Annotated in this window: 9 protein-coding genes; 6 read left to right on the plus strand and 3 right to left on the minus strand. The window is 71.8% G+C overall.

Annotated features, from left to right (window positions below; all coding sequences use genetic code 11):
- Positions 1 to 26 precede the first annotated feature (26 nt).
- The gene (locus JOM49_RS24845) at positions 27 to 1,295 is read left to right on the plus strand and encodes an MFS transporter (protein WP_209666642.1); all 1,269 of its coding nucleotides are present in this window, start codon (positions 27 to 29) and stop codon (positions 1,293 to 1,295) included.
- Positions 1,292 to 2,545 (plus strand): cytochrome P450, encoded by a 1,254-nt coding sequence (locus JOM49_RS24850; RefSeq protein WP_308158856.1) that lies wholly within the window; start codon positions 1,292 to 1,294, stop codon positions 2,543 to 2,545. Before JOM49_RS24845 ends, JOM49_RS24850 begins: the two co-directional genes overlap by 4 nt.
- Here JOM49_RS24850 and JOM49_RS24855 read toward each other — a convergent pair.
- Positions 2,514 to 5,441: an AfsR/SARP family transcriptional regulator gene (locus JOM49_RS24855; RefSeq protein WP_209666643.1), complete on the minus strand. Its 2,928-nt coding sequence runs from the start codon at positions 5,439 to 5,441 to the stop codon at positions 2,514 to 2,516. The two genes, JOM49_RS24850 and JOM49_RS24855, sit on opposite strands and share 32 nt — an antisense overlap.
- Before the next feature lie 289 nt (positions 5,442 to 5,730).
- Complete coding sequence (locus JOM49_RS24860; protein WP_209666644.1) at positions 5,731 to 6,462, minus strand: SDR family oxidoreductase; 732 nt, start codon at positions 6,460 to 6,462, stop codon at positions 5,731 to 5,733.
- A 67-nt stretch (positions 6,463 to 6,529) separates the two neighbouring features.
- On the opposite strand from JOM49_RS24860, the gene JOM49_RS24865 reads away from it, so the two are divergent.
- Both JOM49_RS24865 and JOM49_RS24870 read left to right on the plus strand, forming a co-directional pair.
- Positions 6,530 to 6,871 (plus strand): sulfotransferase, encoded by a 342-nt coding sequence (locus JOM49_RS24865; RefSeq protein ID WP_209666645.1) that lies wholly within the window; start codon positions 6,530 to 6,532, stop codon positions 6,869 to 6,871.
- A gap of 122 nt (positions 6,872 to 6,993) precedes the next feature.
- Positions 6,994 to 11,727, plus strand: a complete 4,734-nt coding sequence (locus tag JOM49_RS24870; RefSeq protein WP_209666646.1) for a DUF6531 domain-containing protein — start codon at positions 6,994 to 6,996, stop codon at positions 11,725 to 11,727.
- 127 nt (positions 11,728 to 11,854) lie between these two features.
- On the opposite strand, the gene proS is transcribed toward JOM49_RS24870, so the two are convergent.
- On the minus strand, positions 11,855 to 13,294 hold the full coding sequence (gene proS, locus JOM49_RS24875; protein ID WP_209666647.1) for a proline--tRNA ligase: 1,440 nt from the start codon (positions 13,292 to 13,294) through the stop codon (positions 11,855 to 11,857).
- A gap of 120 nt (positions 13,295 to 13,414) precedes the next feature.
- On the opposite strand from proS, the gene JOM49_RS24880 reads away from it, so the two are divergent.
- Together JOM49_RS24880 and JOM49_RS24885 are read left to right on the plus strand one after the other, a co-directional pair.
- The gene (locus tag JOM49_RS24880) at positions 13,415 to 14,446 is read left to right on the plus strand and encodes a sigma-70 family RNA polymerase sigma factor (RefSeq protein WP_209666648.1); all 1,032 of its coding nucleotides are present in this window, start codon (positions 13,415 to 13,417) and stop codon (positions 14,444 to 14,446) included.
- Positions 14,443 to 15,849, plus strand: coding sequence for a DHA2 family efflux MFS transporter permease subunit (locus JOM49_RS24885; RefSeq protein WP_209666649.1), 1,407 nt, complete (start codon positions 14,443 to 14,445; stop codon positions 15,847 to 15,849). The genes JOM49_RS24880 and JOM49_RS24885 overlap by 4 nt, the downstream gene beginning before the upstream one ends.
- The last annotated feature ends 23 nt before the right edge of the window (positions 15,850 to 15,872 follow it).

Genomic DNA, 15,872 nt, shown 5'->3' on the forward strand with positions numbered 1-15,872 from the left:
GACATGGGAATCCGAGGTCCGGGCCGGTGAGCGGCAGGTCCGCCACCGCCGTCCCGCTTTCGCGCAACCGCGACTTCCAGCTGCTGTGGCTGGCGCAGACCGGGTCCGAGCTGAGCCAGCACGTGTTCCTGATCGCCTACCCGCTGCTCGCGGTGGCGCTGACCGACCTGCCGATCGCCGCCGGGCTGCTGGGCTTCCTGGCGACCGGGGTGCAACTGGCCTTCGGGCTCCCCGCCGGGCTGCTGGCCGACCGCTACGACCGCAGGCTGATCCTGGTGCTGGCCAGCGCGGTACGGGCGCTCGCGCACGGCAGCCTGGCGGTGGCCCTCTGGCTGGACGCCGGGTCCTACCTGCACCTGCTGGTGGTCGCCATCGTCGAAGGGCTGGCGCTGGCGGCGATCTTCCCGGCGGAGGAGGCCGCCCTGCCCCAGGTGGTCACCACCGGCCAGCTGCCGGACGCGATCGCGCTGAACACCGCGCGGTCGTCGGTGGGGCAGATGGGCGGCAACAGCCTCGGCGGCGTGCTCTACGGGCTCACCAGGGCACTGCCGTTCGCGGCGAACGCGGTGCTCCAGCTGCTGACCACGCTGGCGCTGCTGTTCGTGCGCATCCCGCGCCACCACGGCCGGGACACATCCTCCGTGGACAGTGCGCGGCGGTTCTGGCCGGAGCTGACCGGCGGCCTGCGCTGGCTGCTGCGGCATCCGACGCTGCGGGTGATCACCGCCTGCGGGGTGCTGGTGAACCTCGGCTTCGGCGCCTTCCTCACCGCGTTCATCCTGATCGCCAACGCCGCGGGGGTGCCGTCCGGGCAGGTCGGCGTGGTGGTGGCGATGCTCGGCGGTGGCGCGCTGGTCGGCGCGCTGCTGGCCGGGCGCCTGCAACGGGTCCTGCGGCCCTACGTCTCGATCAGCGCCGTGCTGTGGGGTGCCGCGCTGCTGACCCCGCTGCTCGCGCTGACTTCGAACATGGTGGTGGCCGGGGTGGTGTTCGCGCTGGTCGGCGCGCTGGTGCCGCTGGCGAACACGACGATCATCACCTACCAGCTCGTGCTGACCCCGGACGGCCTGCGCGGCCGGGTCTCCGCGGCGGTGGGGGTGTTCGACAACGTGGCGGCCGCGCTCGGCCCGCTGGTGGGCTCGGTGCTGGTGCAGTTCACCCCCGGGCGGACGGCGTTGTTCGGCTGCGCGGCCCTGCTGCTGGTGCCCGCCGTGCTCGCGGCGCTGAACCGGACGCTGCGGCGGTTCTCCGGCCATACCGAGGAAGACGACGGGAAAGGCGAGGTGACGGTGTGAACAGCGTGGCCGAACTCGGCTCGATCGACCTGACCGATCCCCACACCTACGTCCGGCACGACCTGTCCGGGCTGTGGCGCCACCTCCGCGACGAACAGCCGGTGCACCGGCACCCGGAGACCGCGCGCGGGCCGGGCTTCTGGGTGGTGAGCCGGTACGCCGACGTGCAGGCCGCGGCCCGCGACGTCAAGCGCTACACCTCCGAACGCGGCAACTCCCTCGACACGCTGCTGCTCGGCACCGACCCGTCCGGCGGCAAGATGCTGACCACCTCCGATCCGCCGTGGCACACGCACCTGCGCAAGCTGCTGCTGCGCTCGTTCTCGCCACGGGCGCTGGGGATCATCGCCGACCGCGTGCGGGCCAGCACCGACCGGCTGATCGCCGAGGCGGTGCGGGCGGGGGACTGCGACGTCGCCGCCGACGTGGCCGCGCACGTGCCGCTCGCCACCATCTGCGACCTGCTGGACATCCCCGACGCCGACCGCGCGGAACTGCTGCGGCTGACCAAGTCCGCGGTCAGCTCGGACGACCCGGACGCCACCGCCACCGACGGCTGGATGGCCAAGAACGACATCCTGTTCTACTTCGCCGAACTGGCCGAGGAGCGCAAGGACACCCCGCACGCCGACATCGTCAGCCTGCTGGCCACCAGCGAGGTCGACGGCCGGTACCTGAGCCAGAGCGAGGTGGTGCTCAACTGCTACAACCTGATCCTCGGCGGGGACGAGACCACCCGGCTGGCCATGGCCGGCGGGATCGACGCGCTGATCGACTTCCCGGAGCAGTGGCAAGCCCTGCGTGACGGCGAGGCCGACCTCGACACCGCGGTCGAAGAGGTGTTGCGCTGGACCACCCCGGCCCAGTACTACGGCCGGGTCGCCAAGCAGGACCTCGAAATCGCCGGGCAGCCGATCGCCGAGGGCGACATCGTCACGCTGTGGGCCGGTTCGGCGAACCGGGACGAGCGCGCGTTCGACCGGCCCGGCGAGTTCGACCTGGGCCGGACGCCCAACAACCACCTGACCTTCGGCTACGGCCCGCACTTCTGCATCGGCGCCTACCTGGCCAGGGTCGAACTGCACGCCCTGCTCGACGGGTTCCGGCGGCTGGTGGGCGGGATCGAGCGCCGGGGCACCCCGGAACGGATCTACTCGACGCTGTTCACCGGGTTCAGCCGGTTGCCGGTGCGGCTGCGGGGTCCGGGGGAAAGCGGTGTCAGTGCGGGAGCCGGTGCAGCTTCGACTTGAGTTCGTTGACCTGGTCGTCGGCGCCGAAGTCCTGCCACAGGCGCAGCGCCACGTTCAGGTGCACGCGCGCGGTGTCGGCGTTGTGCTGGGTGGCGGCCAGTTCGCCGAGCAGCTGCCAGCTGGCCGCTTCGGCCATCCGGTCGCCGCTGCGCGCGTACATCCGGGCCGCGCTCTCCAGCGCCAGCGAGGTCTGCGCGCGCTCACCCCGCTCGGCGTACAGGCGGCCCAGCTTCACCAGGGTGTACGCGCGGCACCGTTCGTCGTTCAGTTCCTCGAAGATGTCCAGTGCGCGGCGCAGGCTGCGCAGCGCGTGGGCGGTCGCCCCGGATTCCCGGTGCAGCTGGCTCATTTCGCGCAGCACGACAGCTTCCCGGTGCACGTCACCGAGTTCGCGCGCCAGCCGCAGTGCCTCCTCGAACCACGGTTCGGCCTCCGCCGGCCTGCCCTGGGCGAGGTGGATGGTCGCGATGCCGTTGCGCAGCTGGGCTTCGATGGCGCGGTCGCCGGTCTCGAGAACCAGTTCGAGCGCGTGCCGGACGTGCTCGAGAGCCTGTTCGTGGTGGCCCTGGCTGCGTTCGACGGTGCCGAGGGCCGAGGCCGCGAGTGCCTCGCCACGCCGGTCGCCGATCTCCTGGCACAGCCGCAGTGATTCACGCAGGCTCTCGGTGGCGTCGTCGAGCGCGTCGCGGTAGATCTGCACCTGCGCGAGCCCGCGCAGCATGGCGGCCTCACCGGGCTTGTTCCCGGCCTCGTGGACGACCTTCAGCACCAGCTGGTGGCTCTGCCGCCAGTCCTCGTGCTGGTTGTGCACGTCGTAGTAGCAGGCCGTGTGCGCGGCCAGTTCCCAGGCCAGCTCGTCCATTTCCCCTTCGGCGGCCAGTTTCACCGCGCCGAGCAGGCAGACCCGCTCGGCGCTGAACCAGGCCAGCGGGTTCGCCACGAGCTGCGTCACGGTCTCCGGCGGCAGCGGGCGGCGCACGGTGAGCCCGGGCTTCGGCCGGAACAGGCTGGGCGGCAACCGATCCACGGCCTGCTCGACGAGGTCGAGCCAGGTGGCGAGCAGCCGGGTCAGCGCCGCGTGGCGGGTCGCGGCAGGGAAGGTCTCGGCGGTTTCCAGCGCGTAGGTGCGAAGGAGGTCGTGCAACCGGTACCGGGGCTGGCCGACGGCGTCGGTGTCGGCCAGTTGCACCAGGCTCGCGTCGACCAGCATGTCCAGCACGTCGTGGGCGTCCTGGCGGTCCAGCAGCGGGCCGAGCACCCAGCCCGGCAGGCTTTCGCGGCCCAGCAGGCCGAGCAGCCCGAAGGCCTGCACCGCGATCGGCGGCAGGGACCGCAGGCTGAGCCCGAAACTCGCGCGCACGTCGAGTTCGCCCACGCGCAGTTCGCCGAGCCGCTTCGACTCGTCGGCCAGCCGCTCCCGCATCACCCGCAGCGGCCAGGTCATCCGGCCGGCCAGCCTGCCGCCGGAGATCCGGATCGCCAGCGGCAGGTAACCGCACGAGCGCAGGATCTTCTCGGCCTCCTCGGGTTCCGCGGCGACCCGTTCGGCGCTGACGATGCTGGCGAACAGCTCACGGGCCTCCTGCGGCCGGAACACGTCCAGCTCGATGTGGCGCGCGCCGGGCAGGTCGTTCATCTGGGTGCGGCTGGTGACCAGCACCGCGCAGCTGCCGGTGGAGGGGAGCAGGGGGCGGACCTGGTCGGCGTTCGCGGCGTCGTCGAGCACGAGCAGCATCCGGCGGCGGGCGAGCAGCGAGCGGTACAGCGTGGTGCGCGCGGGCAGGCCTTCGGGGATCCACGCGCCGGTGATGCCGAGCGCGTGCAGCACCTCGGCCAGCAGCACCGCGGGATCGCGGGGATCGGCGGAGGTCCCGGCGAGGTCGAGGTAGAACTGGCCGTCGGGGAAGTGCGGTTTCGCCGCGTGCGCGACGTGCACCGCCAGGGTCGACTTCCCGACACCCGGGCCACCCGCCACCACGGCCACCGGCGGCGGGCCGGTCTCCTTCCGCGAGGCGATCACCTCGGCGATCGCCTCCCGCTTGGCGCGGCGGTCGGTGAAATCCGGGACGTCCGGGGGCAGCTGGTGCACCGGGAGATCGGGACCCGGCGGCGGTTCCTTCTCCGGCTGTGCCGCGGGTTGCGCCGGTGAGGCCAGCGCGCCGTCGGCACGCAGGATCCGCTCGTAGAGCCGTTGCAGCGGGGGACTGGGGTCGACGCCGAGTTCGTCGGCCAGCCGCTCGCGGAGGTCCGCGTAGGCGGTGAGCGCGTCGGCCTGCCTGCCGTTGCGGTAGAGCGCCAGCATCTGCAGTTCGCGCATGCGTTCCCGCAGCGGGTGTTCCTTGACCAGTTCGGCCAGTTCGGCGGACAGTTCGCCGTGTTGCCCGCGCAGCAGGTTGACCTCGGCGAGGTCCTCGAGCACGGTCACCCGCAGTTCGTTCAGGTTGTCGGCTTCGGCCCGCACGAGCGGGCTGACCGGGACGTCCTGGAATGCGTTGCCGCGCCACAACGCGAGCCCGCCGGAAAGCAGCCCGGCCGCCTCGTCGGTGTCGCCGGCGCGCCAGGCCGCGCGCCCGCTGTCGACGAGTGCGAGGAACCTGCCGAAGTCGGTGTCGGCCGGTTCGATCCGGAGCCGGTAACCGGGTGCCTGGGTGACCAGCAATTCGCCCTGCCCGTCCCGCAGGAGTCTTCGCAATCGTGACACATAACCGTGTACCTGATTACCCACCGTCTTCGGCTGGGCCTCATCCCACAATTCCGCGGCGATCCGGTCCACCGAGAGCACCTGGCCCGCCTCGATCAGCAGCGTCGCCAGCAGCAGCCGCCATTTGGGCGCACGGATCGCCCGCCATTCAGTCGCATCGAGAAACTCCAGTGGCCCCAGGGCCCGAAAGCGCATCTGTCCCCCACGGTCGGCTCGGGTGCGGCGGAGTTCGCCGTCGGTCTCGCCCGCACCACCCAACTTGGCCCAGGAATGCGCCGCGGTCAACGGGTTGGGAACTTTCCACCGCGGGCCGGGAACCAGGTGAACGCCGAATAGGCTGCCACTGGGCAAAAATGGTGGCCTTTACCTATTTTCCGGAACGAAGTCAAGCGTAATAACGAGGTCTTCCCCTAGAATTCCCGGCATTTCCGTATTGCCGGGAATGCGCGCACCTGTTCGGGCTTCCGGCCCGGTCCGCGGTGCCTCAGGCGGCCTCGAGGTAGTCGCCGCCGCCGACGTAGACGGTGTGGCCGCTCTCCAGCGGCGCGGTGGCCGCGGCCACCACCTCCGCGGCGAACTCGGCGATCGTGGGCAGCGAGCCCGCCCGGCCGCGGCGGTCGTCGATGGTGCCGGGGTGCCGGCGTTCGAGCAGGGTGGCGGTGGTGGTGCCCTCGATCATGTCGCCCGAGACCACCACCAGGCCGATCCCGCGTTCCGTCAGTTCGGGAACGCGGGCACGCAACGCGTCCTCACCCGCCCGTTTGCTCGCGGCGACCGGTTCGTACTCGGGGTGGGTGGCCCGCTCGCGGTGGAAGTGCGCCTGGTGACTGGTCACGAAGACGATCCGCGCCGAGGGGGCCAGCACCGCCGCGTCCACGAGGGCCAGTTGGGCGTCCCGGTTCAACCGGAGCGCGTAGCCGGGGGCGGCGTCGCGTTCCATGCCGCCGGAAGCGTTGAGCACCAGCACGTCCAGTCGCCCGATCTCACCGACCATGGCGGAGACCGCGGCCTGGTCGGTGAGGTCCGCGCGCACGGCCGTCGCGGTGCCACCGGCGTCGGTGATCTCCCGGGCCACCCGCTGGGCACGCCGGGCCTTCTCGCGGTAGTTGACGAAAACGTGGGCGCCCGCGGCACCGAGCAGCCGGGCCGTCTCGGCGCCGATCCCGCGCGAGCCCCCGGTCACCAGGGCGACCCGCCGGGCCAGTGATCCGTTCACTTCCGTCCTCCCCGCCGCTGCCGCTTCGATACTACGATCTTGGACAGCGAGCGGAGGAAGGGACGACGTGGTCGAGGTGACCGGCGCGGGTTTCGGCCGGACCGGCACGCTCTCGTTGCACAGCGCCCTGGAGACGCTGGGCTACGGGCCCCTGTCACCACATGCGCGAGGTCCTCGGCGACGCGGACGCCACCGCCACCGCGGCAAGGACGAGACGATCGCCTGGTTCCTCCGGCACAACGAAGCGGTCGAGGCCGCGGTCCCGGCCAGCGAGCTGCTGGTGTACCGGGTGACCGAGGGCTGGGGGCCGCTGTGCGGGTTCCTCGGCACCGAGGTGCCCGCCGAGTCGTTCCCGCGGGTCAACGACTCGGCCGAGGTCGCCGCGAAGGTCGGGGACTTCCTGGGTTGACCGCTGGTCAAGCGGGTCCGGGGCGGGGTGAGTGGGTGATCGGGCAACGTCGGGCGGCCGCTCGGGCAAGCTCGGTGGCCGGGCAGTTGCCCTGGTCACCGGGGTTGCTTTGACTTACCACCATGGCCAATCCCTTGATCGCCGAGGTGCAGGACTCGACCACGGCTATTTCCGGCATGCCGTTGCTGGAGTCGATCAGTGAGACCAGCAAGGCGATCGAGAGTGGTGACTGGGCCGCGGGGGTGCTGGGTGCGGCGGGGGCCGCTCTCGACGCGCTCGGGATGGCGATGGATCCGTTCGGGGCGATCCTGGCCAACGGGGTCGGCTGGCTGATCGAGCACGTCGGGCCGCTCTCGGATGCGCTGGACGCGCTGACCGGGAATCCGGATGTGATCAAGTCGCATGCGGACACGTGGAAGAACGTCGGCACCGAACTGTCCTCGATCAGCGCGGATCTGGCGAAGATGGTCGCGGAGGACACCGCGTCGTGGACCGGCCCGGCCGGGGACACCTACCGCGCCCGCGGTACCGACACCGCGACGCTGCTGGCGGCGGCGCAGACCGCGGCCGAGGGCGCCTCCAGTGGGATCGGCACGGCGGGTGAGGTGGTCGGGGCGGTCCGGTCGCTGGTGCGTGACATCATCGCCGAGCTGGTCGGGCACATGATCAGCTGGGCGTTGCAGGTGCTGTTCACCCTGGGGATCGGGTTGGCGTGGGTGGTGCCGCAGGTGGTCGCCGCGGTGGCCAAGACCGCGGCCAAGATCGCCGACATCACCAAGAAGCTGGTCCAGGCGCTGAGCAAGCTCTCCCCGCTGCTGAAGAAACTCGGCGACTCCTTCGGCGACGCCACCAAAGCACTGAAGAACATCAAAGAAGGCACCCCGCCCAAACCCGACACCGTGCGTTCCGGCGGTGGGGACACCACCCCCAGCGGCGCCACCCCCACCCCCAACCCACCCCCCGGCCAAAGCAACGGCGGCGGCGGTGGTGGCGGTGGGACCACGCCCAGCGGGGCCAAACCCGACACCCCACCACCAGCGCCCACCCCGCCCCCGCCCACCCCGAAAGCCCCGGACCCCACCCCGACACCCACGCCCACACCCACGCCGACTCCCACGCCGACTCCGACACCGACACCGACCCCCACGCCGAAACCGGACACCACGCCCAGCGGCAACAAGCCCGACAACCCCCGCGACCGGTCCGTCGGCGCCGACGACCGCGTCTGCAAGTCCGACCCGGTGGACATCGCCACCGGCGAGGTGGTGATGCGGCAGGTCGACCTCACCATCGCGGGCACCCCCGAACTCGTGCTGGAACGCACGCACATCTCGTCCTACCGCGCCGGTCGCTGGTTCGGTCCGTCGTGGACGTCCACTGTGGACCAGCGGCTCGAGGTCGACCGGGAGAACGCCTGCTACTTCTCCGCCGACGGCCTGATCCTGGTGTACCCGCTGCCCGCCACCGGCGAAGCGGTACTCCCCGTCGAAGGCCCGCGGCTCCCGCTGCGCCGAGAGGGCGACGGCTACCGCATCGACGACCGCACCGCCCGCCGCACGCTGGTCTTCACCACGGCTCCCGGCCAGCCCGCCGGTGTGCTGCCGCTGACCGCCATCGAGCACGAGGACGCGCCGCGGGTCACGGTCGAGTACTCCGCGACCGGCGCGCCCAGCGCCATCCGGCGCGCCGACGGTCACGAAGTGCGGTTCGCCTCCGCACGTGGCCGGATCATCGAGATGGAAGCCGTCGGCACGGCGGACGGCACCGTCGTCCCGGTGGCCCGGTTCGGCTACGACGAGGCGGGCCGGCTGACGCAGGTCACCAACTCCTCCGGCCGCCCGATGACCTTCGACTACGACCAGGCCCACCGGCTCGTCGGCTGGCAGGACCGTACCGGCACCTGGTATCGGTACGTCTACGACGCGGACGGCCGCTGCGTGCAGACGGTCGGCGCCGGTGGCTTCTACGACGGCCGCTTCAGCTACGACCGCGAAGCCCGCGTCACCCGGCACACCGACGCGCTCGGGCACAGCAGCGAGTACCGGCTCAACGAGGCCGGGCAGCTGATCGCGGAGACCGACCCGCTCGGGAACGTCCGCCGGTACCGCTGGGATCGCTACGACCGGCTGCTCTCGCGCACCGACGAGCTGGGCCGGGTGACCGCCTACACCTACGCCGACGACGGCGAACTCCTCGCGGTGACCCGCCCGGACGGTTCCGTCGTGCGGGTTTCGACCACAGTGGACGGTGCGCTGACGGTCGAGGCGTCCGGGGAGGACGCGGTCGCACGGCGCGAATACACCCCCGACGCGGCGCCCGACCTCACCACCGGATCGGTCGGGTCCGCTTCGCCGTTCCGCGCCGAAGGCCTGCCGAATCCGCTCGACGACGAGCCGGTGGCGGCGGGTGGTCCCGGCGAACGCGACCTGTTCGGCCGCCCGCGGGTGACGCACACGGCGTCCGGGGCCGCGGTCCGTCTCGGGTGGACGGTCGAGGGCAACCGCACGGTCCGCACCGGCCCCCTCGGGCGGCACGAGGTGTGGCGCTTCGACGCCGAGGGCAACGTCACCGAGCACCGCGGTGCCGCCGGTCAGGTGACGCGGCGCAGCTACGGCCCGTTCGGCCTGCCCACGCTCGACGTGGACCCGGCCGGCGGGCGCACCACCTACACCTACGACGGCGAACTGCGGCTGGTCGCGGTGACCAACCCGCAGGGGCTGACCTGGCGCTACACCTACGACCCCGCGGGCCGCCTGATCGCGGAAGAGGACTTCGACGGCCGCCGCCTCACCTATGCCTACGACGAGGCCGGGCAGCTGCTGAGCATGACGAACGCGCTCGGCGAGGTCACCGAATACCGCTACGACCTGCTCGGCAACGTGGTCGAGCGGCGGACCGCGGGCGGGCGCACCACCTACGCCTACGACGCGCTCGGCAGGCTCGTCCGGGCCACCAACCAGGATTCCGTGCTGGACATCGTCCGCGACGTCCACGGCCGGGTGACCGCCGAAGCGGTCAACGGGCTCGCCGTCCGCTGGCACTACGACGAGAACGCCGTCCACCGCGGTACCCCCGGCGGGGCCGACAGCAGCTGGTTCTTCGACGGCGACGGCCGTCCCGCGTTGCTGATGACCGCCGGGCACGAGATCCGGTTCGACCACGACCGGGCCGGTCGCGAGGTCGGCAGGCGCGTCGACGGGGTCAAGGTCCTCGGGCAGGTCTTCGACGAGCAGGACCAGCTGGTCGAGCAGGTGCTCACGGCGGGGGAGCGGCCGCTCAAGCGCCGCCGCTACACCTACCGGGCCGACGGGCAGCTCGTCGGCATCGACGACTCGGCCACCGGCTCGCGGCAGTTCCGGCTCGACGCGGCCGGGCGGGTGACCGAGGTGTCGGGCCAGGCCGGGGTCGAGCGCTACGGCTACGACGCGGCGGGCAACCTCACCGGTGCCGCCACCCCGTGGTCCGAGACCACCACCGGCCCCCGCCGGTACTGGAACAACGCGCTGGTCGAGGCGGGCACCACCCGGTACGCCCACGACCGCCAGGGCCGGGTCGTCTCCCGCGGCCAGGTGACCCCCTCGGGCGGCAGCGCCTGGACCTTCGCCTGGGACGCGCTGGACCGGATGACCGGCCTGACCACGCCGGAGGGCACCCGCTGGACCTACCTCTACGACCCGCTCGGCAGGCGGTTCGCGAAGCAGCGCTGGGCGGCGGGCGCGGACGGCGTGCCGGTGATGACCGACGAGGTCCGCTTCGTCTGGAGCGGCTCGGACCTCGTCGAGCAGATCACCCAGCGGCCGGACGGTTCGCGGACGGTCCTCACCTGGGAACGCCACCCGCTGGACAACCGGCCGGTGACGCAGGCCGAGTACTCCTGGCCCGAACACCGCTCGCGGTTCCACTCGATCGTCACCGACGTGGTCGGCACGCCGACCGAGCTGGTCGACGCCAACGGCGGTGTCGAGTGGCAGGCACGCACCAGTTTCTGGGGTGTGGCCGCACCATCCACTGTCGACTCGGTTTCGACGCCGCTGCGGTTCCCCGGCCAGTACCACGACGAAGAAAGCGAACTGAACTACAACGTCTACCGCTACTACGACCCGGCGGCGGCGCGCTACCTCAGCCAGGACCCACTGGGCCTGCGCCCGGCGCCGAACCCGGCGGGCTACGTCACGAACCCGCTGCTCGCCGCCGACCCGCTCGGCCTCGCCGGTGACGGTGCCTGCGGTGCCCCCGGCGGGCCGAAGAGCGTGCCCGACCGCCCCGGGAACAACGACCCCGCGCACCTCGACCCGGGAGCGAAGAAGCCGGACGGCAAGCCGGACACCGACCGGAACATCATCGACCTGCGCAACCTCACCGAAGAGGAGTACTTCAAGCAGAGCGCCAAGCTGAAGGACCTGCTGAAGACCGATCCCGACGGCGCCTGGTTCTGGTCGGGCGGCGGCAAGGGCGAGGACGGCAAGTGGCACTCGGTGATGGACGTGGCCAACGACACCGCGGGCAAGCACGGCGGGACCACGCTGGAGGGCAAGCTCGACACCAACGGGATGAAGATGCCGGGCTGGACGGACAAGGGCGAGTTCAACAAGCCGATCTGGGACGACGCCTCGGCCGCCTACGCGCGGAACACCAGCGGGAACGTGCACGTGATGCTGGTGACCGGCGCCGAGGGCGCGCGGCGGCCGGACAACGTCTTCGACCTCACGGAGTTCCCCATCCTCCGGCACAACCCGAACGTCGACCGCATCTACACCCACGACGTGCAGTTCGACCCGAAGACGAACACCTTCAACCCGACCGGCGCCCACGACCTCCTCTGGGAGAACCCGAACCGCCCGAAGGCGAAGCTCTGACGGCGGCTCCCGGGTGACTGAATGCTATGAGTGGGGCATTACTTGCAATGAACGCAAGTAATGCCCCACTCATAGCATTCCGGAGCTCAGGTGGGCACGGGTCCGGAGTCCTCAGCGGCGCTCCCGGTCAGTAGGCGCGGCCGAAGAGGACCTGTTTGCCGTAGGCCGACGACGCGCCGCAGCGGACGCAGGGGCCGTGGGCGGCCTCGCCGTCCAGGGGAACGCAGCGCGGGCCGGCGGCCGTCAGGGACTTGATGTCCTCTTCGCAGGCGCGCGTGCCGCAGTGCAGGGCGCGCGCCCATCCGGTGGACACGGCGTCGGCGAAGTCCGGCCAGGTGGCGGCCTCGACGGTGTGGCTGTCGCGGAACTCGGTCGCCCGCGCGAGCAGGAACGCCTGGAACTCGGTCAGGATCCCGGGCATGACCTCGGGCAGGGAGTCGAGCGGCACCGCCTGCTTGCCTTCGTCCCCGAGCCGTTTCGCCAGCATCGCGGTCTCGGCCGCCAGGTCGCGGGGCCCGAGTTCGAGCCGGACCGGGACCCCGCGCAGCTCCCACTCGTGGTACTTGAACCCCGGGCTGAGCTGGGGCCGGTCGTCCACGTGGGTCCGCACGCCGGCCGCCCGCAGCCGCCGGGCCAGGTCCCCGGCCGCTTCCTCGACCGCCGTGTCGCCGCCGCGGGTGATCGGCACGACCACCACCTGGTAGGGCGCCAGCCGCGGCGGGAAGACCAGGCCCTGGTCGTCGCCGTGCGTCATCGCGATGGCCCCGATCATCCGGGTGGTCATGCCCCACGAGGTGGTGTGGCAGAACTCCTCACGCCCGGTTTCCCCGGTGTACCGGATGCCGAACGCCTTCGCGAAGTTGACCCCCAGGTAGTGCGAGGTACCGGCCTGCAACGCGCGGCCGTCCCGCATCATCCCCTCGATGGTGAACGTCGACACCGCTCCGGCGAAGCGTTCGCCGGGCGTCTTTTCCCCCGCCACCACGGGAATGGCGGCCAGATCGCGGGCGACCTCCTGGTAGATGCCCAGTGCCAGCATGGTTTCCCGCCGGGCGTCCGCCTCGTCGGCGTGCGCGGTGTGCCCCTCCTGCCACAGGAACTCGGTGGTGCGCAGGAACATCCGGGGCCGCAGCTCCCAGCGCACCACGTTCGCCCACTGGTTCAGCAGCAGCGGCAGGTCGCGGTGCGAGGTGATCCACTTCGCCATCATCTCGCCGATGATCGTTTCCGAGGTCGGCCGCACCACCAGCGGCTCTTCGAGCTCCTTGCCCCCGGCGTGGGTGACCACCGCCAGCTCCGGGGAGAACCCTTCGACGTGCTCGGCTTCGCGGTGCAGGTGGCTTTCCGGGATCAGCAGCGGGAAGTAGGCGTTCTCGTGCCCGGTGTCCTTGATGCGGCGGTCCAGTTCGGCCTGCAGCCGTTCCCACAGCCGGTAGCCGTACGGCCGGATCACCATGGTGCCCTTGGCCGGGCCGCGGTCCACCAGCCCGGCCTTGACGACCAGCTCGTTGTACCAGGCGGCGAAGTCCTCACTCTGCGCGGTCACCCCGCGTCCGTCCCGTGCCATGCTCGCGGAGGTTACCGTCCCCGCCGCGGCACCTCATCCGATTTTGCCCGCGGCCGCCCAGTTCCCGGCGCCGGTGGTGTCCATACCTGCGAGAGGCACCACGGGAGAGAAGGAGTCACCATGCGAGGGACCGAGGCCGGGGAGCTGGCGGCACGGGCGCGGAACGGGGACGGGCAGGCGTTCCGCGAGCTCGTCGAGCCCTACCGGCGGGAGCTCCACGTGCACTGCTACCGCATCCTCGGCTCCGTGCAGGACGCGGAGGACCTGCTGCAGGAGACGCTGCTGGCCGCGTGGCGGGGGATCGGCGGCTTCGAGGAACGCGCGTCGGCGCGAACCTGGCTGTACCGGATCGCCACGAACCGCTGCCTCAACGCGCTGCGGGCCGGGGCCCGCCGTCCGCTCACGGACCACCGGCCGGAGGTGCCGTTGCCCGAGCCGTCGCACCGCCGCCCGGAACCGAGCTGGCTGGAGCCGTACCCCGAGATGATGCTCGACGAGATCGCCGATCACGTGCCGGGGCCGGAGGCGCGCTACGAGACGCGGGAGTCGGTCTCGCTGGCCTTCCTCGCCGCGCTCCAGGAGTTGCCGCCGAAGCAGCGGGCCGTCCTGGTGCTGCGGGACGTGCTGGGCTTCCGGGCCGCCGAAGTGGCCGGCATGCTCGACACCACCGAGAGCGCGGTGACCAGCGCGCTGAAACGGGCGAGGAACACGCTGGCCCACGAGTTACCGTCGGCCGACCGCGAAGGCGCTCCGCTGCCGGAGTCACCGCGGGAACGCCGGATCGTGAACGACTTCGTCCGCGCCTTCGAAAGCGGTGACGTCGACGCGATCGTGGCCCTGCTGACCGACGACGCGTGGCTGACCATGCCGCCGCTGCCGCTGGAGTACCAGGGGCCCGCCGCCATCGGGCACTTCCTGCGCACCGTCGCGCTGCGCGAGGACCCCCGCTTCCTGCTGGTCCCGACGAGGGCGAACGGCCAGCCCGCCTTCGGCTGCTACCAGAGCGATCCCCGCACCCCGATCCTGCACGCGCACGGCGTCGTGGTGCTGACGCTGGCGGGCGACCGGATCGCCGCGGTGACCCGCTTCCTCGACAACTCGCTGCTGACCGTGTTCGGCCTGCCGCGCTCGCTGCGGGAGAGCCGTCGATGACCGCCAAGCAGGCGTGGGTGCTGGCGCTGGCTTCGCTGGCCTCGTTCATGATGGCGCTGGACAGCCTGGTGGTGACCACCGCGCTGAGCACGATCCGGGCGGATCTGACGGCTTCGGTCGAAGCGCTCGAATGGACGGTCAACGCCTACAACCTGGCCTTCGCCGTGCTGCTGTTGACCGGCGCGGCCCTCGGTGACCGCTTCGGCCGCCGCCGGGTGTTCACCGCCGGGCTGGCGTTGTTCAGCGTCGCTTCGGCGGCCTGCGCGCTGTCGCCGGACATCGGCACCCTGATCGCCGCCCGGGCGTTGCAGGGCGTCGGCGCGGCGATGGTGCTGCCGCTGTCGCTCACCCTGATCAGCGCCGCGTTCCCGCCCCCGCAGCGCGGCCGGGCGATGGGGCTCTACCTGGGCATCACCGGCCTGGCCACGTTCAGCGGCCCGTTCGTCGGCGGAGTCATCGCACAGGGGCTGGCGTGGCAGTGGATCTTCTGGCTGAACCTGCCGATCGGCCTGGTCGCCATCGCGCTGACCGCGCGGCGCGTGGCCGAGAGCGTCGGGCCGAACCACCGGTTCGACCTGCCGGGGGTGGCACTGGTGACCGCGGGTGCCTTCGGCGTGGTCTGGGCGCTGGTGCGCGGCAACGCGGCGGGCTGGACCAGCGTGGAGGTGCTCGGCGCGCTGCTGGGCGGGGTCGCGCTGGTGATCGTGTTCGTGCGCTGGGAGCAGCGCACGGCGACGCCGATGCTGCCGATGCGGTTCTTCCGGGCGAGGGCGTTCGCCACGGCCAACCCGGCGAACTTCTGCGTGTTCGCTTCGCTGTACGGGACGCTGTTCTTCCTCGCGCAGTACTTCCAGACCGTGCACGGCACCGACGCACTGGGCGCCGGGCTGCGGCTGATGCCGTGGACCGCGACGCTGATGGTGTGCGCGCCGATCGCCGGCGCGCTGGCCGACCGCTATGGCGAGCGGCGGTTCGTGGTGGGCGGGCTGCTGCTCCAGACCGCCGGTTCGGCCTGGATCGCGGTCGTCGCCGGACCCGGCACCGGCTACGGCGAGCTGCTGCCCGCGCTGGTCGTCGGCGGTATCGGGCTGACCATGGCCATGCCGGCGGCGCAGAAGGCGGTGGTCGCGGCGGTGCGCCCGGCCGAGATCGGCCAGGCCTCCGGTGTGTTCATGATGCTGCGGATCCTCGGCGGGGTGTTCGGCGTGGCGGTCGCGGTGGCCGTCTTCGCGGCCGCCGGGGGTTACGCCTCGCCGGAGGAGTTCACCACCGGCTTCACCGCCGCGATGGGCTCGGTCGCGGGCTTCGCCTTCGCCGGCCTGCTGATCGCGCTCGGCATGCCAGGCAGGCGGCTGGCCACCACGGCCGTGCCCCCGCGCCCAGCCGGTTCCCTGTCCGCTTGATGTCGCTTTCCGATGTGGAGGAT

This window comes from Amycolatopsis magusensis (assembly GCF_017875555.1).
Taxonomy (GTDB): Bacteria; Actinomycetota; Actinomycetes; order Mycobacteriales; family Pseudonocardiaceae; genus Amycolatopsis; species Amycolatopsis magusensis.

Bases quoted from the DNA above. Each gene is read 5' to 3' on its own strand.
- JOM49_RS24855 (WP_209666643.1), bottom strand. From the start codon at position 5,441: ATGCGCTTTCGGGCCCTGGGGCCACTGGAGTTTCTCGATGCGACTGAA.
- JOM49_RS24870 (WP_209666646.1), top strand. From the start codon at position 6,994: ATGGCCAATCCCTTGATCGCCGAGGTGCAGGACTCGACCACGGCTATT.
- proS (WP_209666647.1), bottom strand. From the start codon at position 13,294: ATGGCACGGGACGGACGCGGGGTGACCGCGCAGAGTGAGGACTTCGCC.
- JOM49_RS24880 (WP_209666648.1), top strand. From the start codon at position 13,415: ATGCGAGGGACCGAGGCCGGGGAGCTGGCGGCACGGGCGCGGAACGGG.
- JOM49_RS24885 (WP_209666649.1), top strand. From the start codon at position 14,443: ATGACCGCCAAGCAGGCGTGGGTGCTGGCGCTGGCTTCGCTGGCCTCG.